Origin of the sequence: Bacillus cereus group sp. MG16 (assembly GCF_040459875.1) — a bacterium.
GTDB lineage: Bacteria > Bacillota > Bacilli > Bacillales > Bacillaceae_G > Bacillus_A > Bacillus_A paranthracis.
Window position 1 is genome coordinate 161,243 of the sequence record NZ_JARVHE010000002.1, and the last position, 12,672, is coordinate 173,914.

Genomic DNA, 12,672 nt, shown 5'->3' on the forward strand with positions numbered 1-12,672 from the left:
CAAAAGTACATTACGTGTTTTTTAGTTTGTTTGAACGAAAGTTCATTTTGTTTTCGTTCTTAAGTTGATGGGCATGTGGCGGGACCCCTTAGAGTAGGAAATTCGGCTCATTTTATGTCGAAATTTACTTAGCGTATATTTTCGTTAATTATCTTAACTAGTCGTTACGTATGACTTTACAGCATTCGATGCAAAGTTATCGGTTTTTTGTATGCAAATTTATGGATTAAGTCATACAATTACGCACTATTTTTAATGAATCGATATTTACTTGTTTCTTCAACTAAGTTCGTCCGAATCTTTTTCTACAAAATCACTAAAGTCATCTCCCCAATCACAGATGGCTGTTACAACATTCTCTAGTTGATGACCAATTTCACTAAGTTCATACTCAACCTTAGGAGGCACTACGGGGTATACACATCGAGTAATTATTTTATCGTCTTCTAATTCTCTTAATTGTCTAATCAACATACGTTGATTAACTTCAGGCAGCTTTTTTTGTATTTCACTTAATCTTAATGGCGAACGTTGTAACAAACACCATATAATTGCTATTTTCCAACGCCCTCCTATCACAGATAAAGCTAAATCTTTTCCAGTGAAAAATTCCTTGTCCTTATAATGAATAACCATAATTTTTGACCTTCCTCTCGCGAAAAAAATGTTTATAGTGACAAATTTGTCAGTATTGTAATTAAAATTATAAAGTGTAATCTTAGTGGTGTAAACAATAAAAAAAGAAAGTAGGGATTCAATTGAAAAGTAGAGCTGCTGTTGCATTTAAGCCAGGGGAGCCACTTCAAATCGTAGAAATCGATGTAGAAGAGCCAAAAGCAAAAGAGGTATTAGTAAAAATACTATATACTTCTGTCTGTCATACAGATGCTTTTACATTATCAGGTGACGACCCAGAAGGAGTATTTCCTGCTGTATTAGGCCATGAAGGTGCTGGTGTTGTCGTTTCAGTAGGTGATGAAGTTACTTCAGTAAAACCTGGGGATCATGTTATTCCACTATATACACCTGAATGTGGAGAATGTAAATTCTGTCGTTCTGGTAAAACAAACCTATGTAGTGCTGTACGAGAAACACAAGGTAAAGGTTTAATGCCTGATGGAACAACTCGCTTCTCTTATAATGGAGAGCCCCTTTATCATTACATGGGAACTAGTACATTCAGTGAATATACAGTTGTTAATGAGATTAACTTAGCGAAAATCGATGAAAACGCTCCGTTAGATAAAGTTGCTTTATTAGGATGTGGTGTGACTACAGGTATTGGTGCTGTACACAACACTGCAAAAGTTGAAGAAGGAGCTGTAACAGCTGTATTTGGTTTAGGAGCGATTGGATTAGCAGCTATTCAAGGATTGGTTCAAGCAAAAGCAAGCCGAATTATTGCAGTTGACCTGAATCCCCAAAAATGGGAACTCGCTAAAAAAATGGGAGCGACTGATTTTGTGAATCCTGCAGATTATGATCGCCCAATTCAAGAAGTTATAGTCGAAATGACAGATGGTGGCGTGGATTATAGCTTCGAATGTATTGGTAATGTTGAAGTAATGAAATCCGCTCTTGAAGCATGTCATAAAGGTTGGGGCGAAAGTATTATTATCGGAGTAGCTGGTGCTGGTAAAGAAATCCATACTCGTCCATTCCAATTAGTAACGGGCCGAGTATGGCGTGGATCAGCCTTTGGTGGAGTTAAAGGAAGATCTGAACTTCCAGAAATGGTCGAAGATTATATGCATGGTGATATTGATTTAGATTCATTTATTACTCATCATTTAGAATTTAAAGACATCAATGCGGCATTTGACTTATTACACAAAGGTGAATCCATTCGTACGATTTTAACTTACGGAGAGTGAGATAATGAGTCTTAAATGTATTGAACAACATCGTTCTTTCGAAGGAGAGCAACGTAAGTATAGCCATTATTCCGAAGTCTTGCAATGTGATATGAAATTTAGTATCTACTTACCATCAAATAAAGAAAAGAAAAAAATTCCACTTATATGGTGGTTATCTGGTTTAACTTGTACAGATGATAATTTTAGTCAAAAAAGTGGATTTCAACGTTTGGCTGAAAAACATCAAGTTGCAGTGATTATGCCAGATACTTCACCACGTGGAGAATACGTTTCTGATGTTGCAGCATGGGATCTTGGACAAGGGGCAGGTTTTTATTTAAATGCTACCCAGGATCCTTGGGCACAGCATTATAAAATGTATTCGTATATCGTAGATGAATTAACATCCATTGCTTCGACTATAGTACCTAATTTTTCAGGTGAAGAAAGCATAATGGGGCATTCAATGGGAGGACATGGGGCTTTAGTGATCGGTTTGAAAAATGCTAAGAGATTCAAAGCGGTTTCTGCTTTTTCTCCAATCTTAACTCCTAGTCAAGTACCATGGGGAATAAATGCTTTCACCTCTTATTTAGGTGAAGACAAAGATTCTTGGAAAGAATGGGATGCTTCAGAATTAATTAAAGAAGCTACTATTCCACCAATTCTTATTATGCAAGGTAGTCAAGACGAGTTTTATCCGAAACAATTGGAAGAACATATTTTCTTAGAGAACGCTCAAAAAAATAGTCAAATGGTAACTTATAAAAAAATGGAGGGCTATGATCATAGCTACTTCTTTATTTCCACTTTCTTAAATGAGCATTTCTCTTTCCATATGAAGTATTTAAGATGATTCTTATTTACAACAATACCCACTTCCAATGGCATATGAAGTATTTAAGTTTACAGCAAAATATAGTAACAAAAGTATCCGCATGTAGAGATGTGGGTGCTTTTGATTGTTATATTTTGTCATATTATATAGTTTGTAAAAACAAATAAATTGGGAGGAAGAGTTCATGTGGATTAAAAAAATGTTATTTAATTACCGTGTTAAACCATCCTTATTAAAATCTCGTTATGAGATTGAAAAGGAAAATCGACAAGTTGACTTATTTGAAAGTTCAACTGAAACGTCTAAACCGTTTTCGATAAGAGATACAAGATCATATATTCAGCCTAATACTAAAACATTAGAAGACATGATTAATTACTTAGCAGCTATTCGTGAAATCCCTTCTCTTTCCGTGGATAAGAATAAAATGCTTTGGCCATTAATATCCAAATGCTAAATTCAAAAAAATAATGGTTATAATTTTAGCTATTTCTATATCAAATATTTGAGTTGATGGGAGGTACAGTTTGTATGGAAATGAAAAAAATGTTAAACAATGACCGTATTAAACCATATTTATTAAAAGCACGTTTTGGAGTTGAAAAAGAAAGTCAACGAGTTGACCTATCAGGAAGTTTAGCTAAAACGGAACATCCCAAAAGTATTTCAGTAAGAGATGAACATCCTTATATTCAGCGAGATTTCTCTGAAACACAAATGGAATTAATCACACCAGTTACTGAGACACTAGGAGATTTATTTAATTATTTAGCAGCTATCCATGATGTTGCCTATCGTTCTATGGGAAATAACGAAATGCTTTGGCCATTAAGCATGCCACCACAGTTGCCCGAAAAAGAAGAAGATATTGTTATTGCGAAACTTAATAATCATGAAAATGTTTTATATCGTCGATATTTATCTAATTCTTATGGTCGACGAAAACAAATGATTAGTGGTATTCATTACAATTTTGAATTTAGCGATAATTTGATTCAGGCATTATTTGAATTACAATCAGAAATAAAAGATTATCATCAATTTAAAACAGAAATTTATCTGAAAGTCACAAGGAATTATTTACACTATCGATGGTTAATAACTTATTTCTTCGGTGCTTCTCCTAGTAGTGAAAAGAATTTCTTTGAAATAAATCCTTTAAATGACGCCGTAAGAAGCATTAGAAATAGTAAATATGGTTATAGTAATGAAAATGATGTTCAAGTATCCTATAGTAGTTTACAGAACTATATATCTGATCTTTCTTCGCTGGTAAGTAAAGGGGTTTTATTAGAAGAAAAAGAATTTTATGCATCTGTCCGTTTAAGGGGCGGTCCTCAAGTTTCAGATTTAAAAAATCATGGGATTCGTTATATTGAATTAAGAAACCTAGATTTAAATCCTTTTGAAACATATGGAATTAGCCATGAACAAGCAGAATTTCTACATCTTTTCCTCATCTATTTACTCTGGATTGATCAAGACGATAATAATGATGAATGGGTAAAAATCGGTGATTTTCAAAATAATTTAGTGGCTCTTGAACATCCGTTAGAACATACGCAATTTAAAACAGATGCTGAGCGTATTATTGATGAGATGGAACATTTAACAGGGCTGTTAGACATAACTGTTTCGAATACCTTATTTGTTAACTTGAGAGAAATGCTAACAGATCCAAGTAAGACTTTAGCTGGAAGACTTTATAAAGAGATTATAAAAAGTAGTCAAAGTCAGGTAGCTTCCCGTATTGCTAAAGAAAATTATAAAAAAGCATGGGATAAACCATATCAACTATCAGGATTTACTGACATGGAGTTGTCTACACAAATTTTAATGTTTGATGCTATTCAACAAGGATTACAAGTAGACGTTTTAGATCGACAAGATCAATTTTTAAAACTACAGTTAGGAAATCATGTTGAATATGTGAAAAATGGGAATATGACAAGTAAAGATAGTTATATATCACCATTAATTATGGAAAATAAAACAGTAACAAAGAAAATTCTTCAACAGCATGGATTTCGTGTACCAATAGGTGAGGAATTTAGTGATATAGAAAAAGCCTTACGTTCCTATGATATATTTGCAGGAAAGCCTTTTGTCGTTAAACCAAAAACAACAAATTATGGTTTAGGAATATCTATCTTTAAAGAAAACGGAGCAAGTTACGAAGACTATCAAAAAGCACTCACAATAGCATTTAAAGAGGACTCATCAGTATTAATAGAAGAATTTATTAATGGAACAGAATATCGATTTTTTGTGCTAGATGGCAAAGTTTCTGCCGTTTTATTACGAATTCCAGCCAATGTTATAGGAGACGGTTCACATACGATTGAAGAGTTAGTCGCTCAAAAGAACCTGAATTCATTAAGAGGAATGGACCATAGAACACCTTTAGAAAATATACAATTAGGTGAATTAGAGGTCCTAATGCTTAAAGCTCAAGGGTATCGAAAAGATTCTATTCCAACAAGTGATGAAATTGTTTTTCTGCGAGAAAATTCTAATGTCAGTACAGGTGGAGACTCAATTGATATGACAGATCAAATTCCCGATGATTATAAGAAAATTGCCGTAGATGCTGTGTCGGCACTTGGAGCAAATATTAGTGGTATTGATTTGATTATTGAAAATACAGAAGTTCCTGCAGCTAATAAAAATGCTTATGGAATTATTGAGGCAAACTTTAATCCATCGATGTATATGCATATATATCCGTATAAAGGCAAATCCAGACGTTTGACCATCTGTATATTACATTATTTATTCCCTGAACTACCAAAAAAATAATTTAGAAGTCTTCGAGATGTTAGAGGGATTAGTATAAAAATTGTAAATGATGTAACAAGAGGAGACATTACTTTTTAATTAATTGGGATCTCTCAGAGGTCCCAATTTAAATTATTATTTTAGAAACAGGCGTATGAGAAATGGGTTATTGGAATGCAAGTTTGAATAAGATAAAATAGGGGAATATCAGAGGGAAATTTAGAAAGGTATTTTGACTTATTTGGTCAATCAAGAGCAAGTCAAAAAGGGATACAGACGAGATATACATGTTATCTATACTTAGGAGTAAAAACCTTAATTTAATAAGAGTTTTACATTGAATACATGTAAACAATTTGTTTGACAACGATCCTTGCAACATCGAAGTCTACAACCGTTCGTTGCCCTCAAGGTAACGGACGCGCCTTAAGGAGCTCTTAAGAGACACGGTTTATCCAAGCAAGGTTATTCGATACCTTCTCATTGCACTACCTTGAATACATTAAATACATAATTTACTTAGTTAAGATATCAAGTAGTTAACGTAGCTTATCACTCAATTCTTCTTCTTAGAATACTTTAAATATTCCTGATTTTCATAGTAGATAATACACGTACCTTGGCTGTACTCCAACGTAATAGTTGATATAAAACTTACGTTAAGCAAATTTCCACGAAATTTTCACTATTTGATTCTTTAAAAAAAGTAGTAAACTAAGTAATCGGTTCCTTAACGTACAGGAATCAGTTTAAATGTGTCTAAATTTTGTCTAAATGTACAATTTTCTTTTTTGGGTATGGTGCCCCCTTATTGCTCCACCAGGTATAGAAAATCCAGAGTGGGAACCTATTAGAAAGTTTATTTATAACGACAGTACATGCAAAAAGAAAAAATCATTTAAACATTTTTTACATTATCTTCACGCGAATGGGGCAGATTCTGACTATCTTAATCCACACTATTCACAACAATATATTCAAGGAGAAGAAGAGTTTGTAACCAATTATATATATTTAGAGAATTTCTCTAATGAAATCTCAAAAATAGAAAACAAATATAACTTACAGACTATCCCACTAGACACATTAACGAGATCATGGCATCATCAGGCGCCTAAGATGATTCATAAGGGAAACTACGCTGAAGCTGACATTACAGATCCATCTTTCCCTCGGCTGCCGACATATCAGAGCTTTTATGATACGGAGGCTATAAAATTAGTTACAGATATATTTAATGAAGATTTTGAAGCGTATCATTATCTTAAAATGGATATTTCTACAATATGAATCAGTTTCAGAGTACTTAAATAATAGTCTTATTTTTAATATGGAAAACACCGTGAACACTGTTATGGTGTTTTTTTGGGTTTAACACTATATTTTTAACTTTATATAATCCATATACCTTCAAGATAAGATGTATTTGTAAAATAATGTATGATTATGACCCATTTCTACAAGTATCTCGGCTGAACCCCTCTAGGTTTTTCTGTGCATCCTTTATATATTAAAGAGCCGATTTACTCTTAGCGGGGTAAATTCTGGCTCTTTTCTTATATATATTCTCTTAGCGTGGTTTTTTTCCGAAATGCTGGCGGTACCCCATGCCCATCAACTTAAGAACGAAAACAAAATGAACTTTCGTTCAAACAAACTAAAAAACACGTAATGTACTTTTGGTATTGAAAAGTACACACACCAAATAAACTCTAACGAGTTTCATTTTAAAAATTATGCAGCTTTCTTTTGTTTTCCAAACCCATTATACTCATAGACAACACCCATAATATCAAAGATAGTTTTCTTCTCATATCGATGAGATTTCCGTCCATTCTTCTGTAGGAGGTCGAACAAACGGATTAAAATCTTTGTTAGATTTTGGGTGTTTCTCTGTATCGCTTGATATAACAGCGATACATGATCTTGAATCATCCCAATGGCTTTATATTCACTTAATTCTCTTTTGTTCTTTTGCAAAAGAAGTTTACGCATCTTAAACATCGTAGAAGAACAGATAAAGATGGCAATAAGTCTTCCATACACATGACATTCTAATCGCTCTTTTTTGATAGTTTGCCAATGATGAATTTGAAATAAGGATTTCCACGTTTTAAAAATAATTTCTATTTGCCAGCGAAGGGAGTAAAAGTCATGTATTTGTTCCATCGGAACAACTCCTTCAGGCGTATTTGAGACATATATGTTGATACCCGTTAATCGTTTACTCTTTTCTGAAAATGTAATACCCTTTTTACTTTCAGTGTAACTTTGTTTTTTTCTACGTTCCTGTATCTGTTTGTCTGTTAAACGATAGATAATTACACGTGTGAATAGTTTTTGATTCTTTCCAATGTAAGCTTCTTTTATTTCGTATGTTTGACCGGGTTTTAAATTGTTCATAATATGTTCTAAATCAACTTGGATATACTGTGATTGCTTTTTTACGGTTCCGTTTCGAAAGTATTCTGGAAACGGATTTTTTACATACACGGTATGGTTTAATTTTAATCTGGATATATAATAAGCACCTCGTTGATCCATTTGATCTAAGTCTTCTAATGAAAAATAACCTAAATCACGGATACATAAATCGCTTGGACGTAATGTGTCTAAGCATTCTGTTCCAAAGGTCTTATCATTATTTTTTCCTGGACCTATCTGAAAGTTTAGAAACTGTCCGCTATGTAAGTCATATTCTAATTGAATCTTGATACCCGCTGTTTGTGCACAACCACCTGATCCAGGATATACATGGGCTAAATGTTTTGGTACTTGGAAAATCGTCGCATCTAAAATACGAATTCGTTGAAAATACGTGAGCGCCGCGCTTGAAATGGCCGATGTTTCACAGATTTTACTTTTCCATAATGCCGAAAAAATATATTTCAAAAATTCAACCGCTTTTTTATCAAAGCGTTTATTGAGTCCTTCTGGACTCATAAGAGTGCCTGTGGCCGCATGTAATTGACTGCATAGTCGAACAAGCGAGTCACTCGCTGTACGTTGACTTACCCAAATACATATGGTAGCTAATTCATTTCCAGAAAACTTTCGTTTTCTTTTTACAAAACCTAATTCTTTTGCGAGTTCTTCCAAAAGAGAAGGGGTTAAATGACGATACAGTTCTTCAGAAAATAGTTGTAATTCATCTTGAATCGAAAGATTCATAAAAAATGTCACCCTTTCTAGCTAGCTTTTTAGAAAGAATAACGTTTTTTGTCACTTGGGGGTAGTGAAAATTCTTAAGTTGATGGGCATGTGGCGGTACCCCTAATAAAAGCTGCAGAAGATTCCCACTTTAATTTTCTAACTGTATCATTTGCACGCTTTTATCGGTGGATAGGATTTCTTTTAGCTGTCTTCCTACCCGGATTTTGGATGGCATTACTTGCTTATCACCAAGATCAAATTCCTTTCCCTCTTCTTGCGACTGTGACTGTTGCAAGATCAGGTCTACCATTTCCAGCACCACTTGAGCTTATAATTGTTTTGTTCCTTTTTGAGATGTTCCGTGAAGCCGGTCAAAGATTACCCTCCCCCCTTGGTCAAACCCTTTCAGTGGTAGGCGGACTAATCATTGGGGATGCTGCAATCCGTTCGGGTTTTATCTCCCCTTCTGTCATTGTTATTACTGCTTTATCTGCTATTGCGGGATATACCTTAGTAAACCAAATATTAGCAGGAGCAGTATCCATACTCAGAGGGTTTGTACTATTATGTTCAATTTTGATGGGGTTATATGGATTTATGCTTGCCGGATTCGTAATCGTTCTTTATATCTCAAGATTACGTTCCTTTGGAATCCCTTACTTAGCTTTAGTTTTCCCAAAATCTAGTTCAGATTTTTTCAAGGGATTGTTTCGTTTACCGTGGAGAAGTTATAGACATAGAGTTGATTATCTCCGAACCAATGATAGTTCTAAAACGGACGAAGGAGAAGGAAAACAGTGAAGCTGCACAAAATAAAACTAATAATTATGATGCTTATCACTAGTGCAATGTTATCTGGATGTTGGAATATTAAAGAAGTTCAAGATATTTATTATGTTGCAGCTCTTGGTATAGATTTTAAAGAAGGAAAATATATAGCTTATGCTCAGTTACTTGACTTTTCTAACGTTGCTAAGTTAGAGGGGGCTAGACCTGATAAACAACCACCAGTGTGGATAGGAAGAGGTGAAGGTTTTACCATTACGGAAGCATTAAATCAATTATATAAGGATGCTCAACAAAGACTTTTTTGGGGACATGTATCTACAATAATATTAAGCGAAAGACTGCTCAGACAAGATATTAAAGACTCTATTGATTTTATTAATCGGTACCGAGAAATACGCTATAATATTCTCTTATACGCTACAAAGGAACCCATTGATGATATACTTAAAACAAAAGCCTTTTTTACATTATCGGGGTTGTCTACCATTCTCCATGAACCAAAGGAAAGGTATAAACAACGGTCTTACATACAACCTAAACAATTTTATCAATTTATTAGAGATAGTGATCCGATGGGGCAAACTGCTTATATCCCATCACTTAAAATTTCAACAGAAAATTGGAAAGAAGAATCCAAAAAAGCACCATTATTAAGAAATGATGGAGCGTTCTTTGTAAGGAATAATCGCCTAGAAGGATGGCTTTCTGAGACTGATTTAAACGGTCTAAGATGGATGGATGAAAAAAACGTTCGATCTCCTGTGTGGATTATTGAGAATGATAGCGCTGTTGTTTCCGTAGTGATAGAGAAACCTAAGATTACAATTTCCCCTATTATGAGTAGTAAGCCCATACTTTTTAATATTCGAGTTGAAGTTCAAGCTGGAATAAATGAGAAGATCAAGGAAATTAGTGATAAAGAGTTGATTACAAAAACTGAAGATATTATCAAATTAGAAATTCTAAAATCCTTTGAAAAAGGAATAGAAATAAATGCAGATATCTACAAATTAGGTGAATCATTATACCGTCAGAATCCAAGAAAATGGAAAGAAGAAGTAAAAACAGACTCGTTTTACTTAAATGAACACAGTATAAAGAATTTAAAAGTTAAAGTTAATTTAGTTAACTCCGGAAAGTTGAAGTACCAAGATGGATCCTAATATTAATTCAAACGGTATTTATAGTTTTTTAAAAAGGCCTAAGCTCTTGCAACACCGAGAAATTAGGCTTTTTTATATTGAATTCCTTAACGTTGTAAATCCGCATTTTCCTGACGCTACCCCTATATTAGGTTGCGCATGCATTGCTAAAATAGGATTAAGCCGGGTAAGATATAATTATTTTTCTAAATAGTCTACTTTATAATTATTTAATCCGTATATTTTGTTTTTAGGGATAATGATTTTGTTTAGTGTTATACATATTTCTTTTCTACTGTATAAACCTTGTCTCCTCCATGAATAATAAACAAGGGATCTAATTTAGCTGCTCTTTGTAATAAAAGTTCGAATTCACCACCCATCTTAAAACAGCTACCTTCAGGTCCGTTGCATCTGCTGTCTTCAAAAAACACAAAATTAAATTTATTCTTACAGTGTAATTTTTTCATTCATTCTTTCAGTAAATATTCTGAACGTCCATGTAGTGTCATAAACATCTTTTCCTTTCATAAAAATCAATAATCTATCTTTTTAATTACATGAAGATTAATTGTTAAGTTAATCAAAAAAATAAAGGTTCTATAATGAATCTTGAGAAGCAAAAATAATTGAAATCATTTGAGTATAGAGATGAAAAACTTAGATGTTGGGAACTTGTTTTTTGTGGCATCTTCAACCAGTGATGTATAGGTGCATCTTCTATGCCTCGAGATATCGCTATCCAAACTTTCTTTTCACACAGTGGGCTTATTTGGATTTTAAGTGATTTGATATGAGATTTATTGTGTTAGCGCCTTTACTAATTTTTATTGTATATAAGATAAAATGAAGGAATGGTGGAAATGAAATGTCTTTTTAAAGTTATAACAATTGCGCTTATAGCTGGGGCTATCAGCGGTTGCTCTGAGTTAGCGGAGATAGAAGAAAGAGGCTTTGTAGTAGGTGCCGCTTACGATATTGTTAAGGAAAAGAAATCTAATCCAATTATGAAAGGGACGTATCAAATGGTACTTCCCAGTAAGTTAACGCAAGAAGGTGGAAAAGGCGCAGGGAATAATTATATTGATGTGAGTGCAAAAGGAGATAGTGTGTTTGAACAAATACGAATAATCGCTAAAAAGATTAGTCGTACTTTATTTTTTCCACATATACAAGTAATCATTTTTTCTGAAGAATTACTATCGAATCCAAATGTTTTACAAAATACGTTAGATGTATACATTCGAGATCATGAAATGAGAAGAAATATTCGTCTATTTGTTTCTGAGAAAAATGCAGAAGCAATCTTGAAACAAAATGCAAAACCAGAAAATTTACCGGCACAGTATATTGATATGCTAGCTGAACACCCTCCTAAAAATGCTCAGATGGTTGAGGCAGCAAGAATTGGTGACGTGCAGGAAAAGATAATTTCAAACCGAAGTTTTGTACTACCTGTCTTAAAACCTACAAAACAGGGGATAGAAATGGATGGGGCTGCGTTGTTTCGTGGGAAGGATAACAAGTGTGTTGGAATGTTAAACGGCGAACAGACAGTGGGAATAAACTTTATAATCGGTGAAAAATTAGGAGGTTATTTTACCATACGTAAAAAGGACCAGCTTATTACATATGAAATTCATAAGCTACACCGAAAAATACAGGTATTTACTGAAAATACTACAAAACCGAAGTTTGATATTCATCTATTTCTCGAAGGTGCTTTAGCGGAGTTGCATTTTAGTGATCATAAAAAATTCATGAATGAAAAACGCTTAACGAAGGATATTTCAAAAGAGGTGGAACAAAGGATTCAAAAATCAATAAAGCTTGTTCAAAAAAAATATAAGGTAGATGTATTAGCGTTAGGAGAAGTATATAAGCGGCATAATTATAAAAAATGGAAGAAAATACGTAAGAATTGGGATCAAGGCGAAAATTATTTTAGTGATGCCCAAATTAATGTTCATGTTCATTCAATAATTGAACATTCAGGTTCAGCTTTACCCAAGAAAGTAAAATGAGTTAATTTGATTGGTTACCGAATTAGATATTAGCTGCCAAATATCAATACTAGCTATACCCCGTATTATATATTTTATTTTCATAACTTCGA

The 12,672-nt window shown here is 33.6% G+C and carries 9 protein-coding genes and 1 pseudogene; 8 read left to right on the forward strand and 2 right to left on the reverse strand.

Annotated elements, in window-relative coordinates:
* Positions 1-279 precede the first annotated feature (279 nt).
* On the reverse strand, positions 280-636 hold the full coding sequence (locus tag QCI73_RS28625; RefSeq protein WP_000234699.1) for a winged helix-turn-helix transcriptional regulator: 357 nt from the start codon (positions 634-636) through the stop codon (positions 280-282).
* 122 nt (positions 637-758) lie between these two features.
* Between QCI73_RS28625 and QCI73_RS28630 the strand changes: the two genes are divergently transcribed.
* From QCI73_RS28630 to QCI73_RS28650, 5 genes and pseudogenes are all read left to right on the forward strand, one after another.
* A complete protein-coding gene (locus QCI73_RS28630) occupies positions 759-1,874 on the forward strand; it encodes an S-(hydroxymethyl)glutathione dehydrogenase/class III alcohol dehydrogenase (protein ID WP_000842153.1) in 1,116 nt (371 codons plus the stop codon).
* A gap of 4 nt (positions 1,875-1,878) precedes the next feature.
* Positions 1,879-2,712 carry an S-formylglutathione hydrolase gene (gene fghA, locus QCI73_RS28635; protein WP_000053341.1) on the forward strand — a complete coding sequence of 278 codons (834 nt, stop codon included), beginning with the start codon at positions 1,879-1,881 and terminating at the stop codon, positions 2,710-2,712.
* Between the two features lie 166 nt (positions 2,713-2,878).
* The gene (locus QCI73_RS28640) at positions 2,879-3,151 is read left to right on the forward strand and encodes a hypothetical protein (RefSeq protein WP_000264853.1); all 273 of its coding nucleotides are present in this window, start codon (positions 2,879-2,881) and stop codon (positions 3,149-3,151) included.
* A gap of 74 nt (positions 3,152-3,225) precedes the next feature.
* Positions 3,226-5,493 (forward strand): bifunctional glutamate--cysteine ligase GshA/glutathione synthetase GshB, encoded by a 2,268-nt coding sequence (gshAB, locus tag QCI73_RS28645; RefSeq protein WP_000425291.1) that lies wholly within the window; start codon positions 3,226-3,228, stop codon positions 5,491-5,493.
* 786 nt (positions 5,494-6,279) lie between these two features.
* A pseudogene (locus tag QCI73_RS28650) lies at positions 6,280-6,762 on the forward strand (sulfotransferase family 2 domain-containing protein); the annotation flags it as partial.
* Between the two features lie 444 nt (positions 6,763-7,206).
* Here the strand turns inward: QCI73_RS28650 and QCI73_RS28655 are convergent.
* Entirely contained in the window at positions 7,207-8,643 is a 1,437-nt protein-coding gene (locus QCI73_RS28655) for an IS4 family transposase (RefSeq protein ID WP_001053964.1), read from the reverse strand.
* A 90-nt stretch (positions 8,644-8,733) separates the two neighbouring features.
* Between QCI73_RS28655 and QCI73_RS28660 the strand changes: the two genes are divergently transcribed.
* The 3 genes from QCI73_RS28660 to QCI73_RS28670 all read left to right on the forward strand — a co-directional run bounded on the left by QCI73_RS28660 (position 8,734) and on the right by QCI73_RS28670 (position 12,580).
* Positions 8,734-9,426 carry a spore germination protein gene (locus QCI73_RS28660; protein ID WP_000290474.1) on the forward strand — a complete coding sequence of 231 codons (693 nt, stop codon included), beginning with the start codon at positions 8,734-8,736 and terminating at the stop codon, positions 9,424-9,426.
* A complete protein-coding gene (locus QCI73_RS28665; protein ID WP_000766211.1) occupies positions 9,423-10,577 on the forward strand; it encodes a Ger(x)C family spore germination protein in 1,155 nt (384 codons plus the stop codon). Before QCI73_RS28660 ends, QCI73_RS28665 begins: the two co-directional genes overlap by 4 nt.
* Before the next feature lie 842 nt (positions 10,578-11,419).
* Positions 11,420-12,580, forward strand: a complete 1,161-nt coding sequence (locus tag QCI73_RS28670) for a Ger(x)C family spore germination protein (protein WP_000649885.1) — start codon at positions 11,420-11,422, stop codon at positions 12,578-12,580.
* Positions 12,581-12,672: the final 92 nt, after the last annotated feature.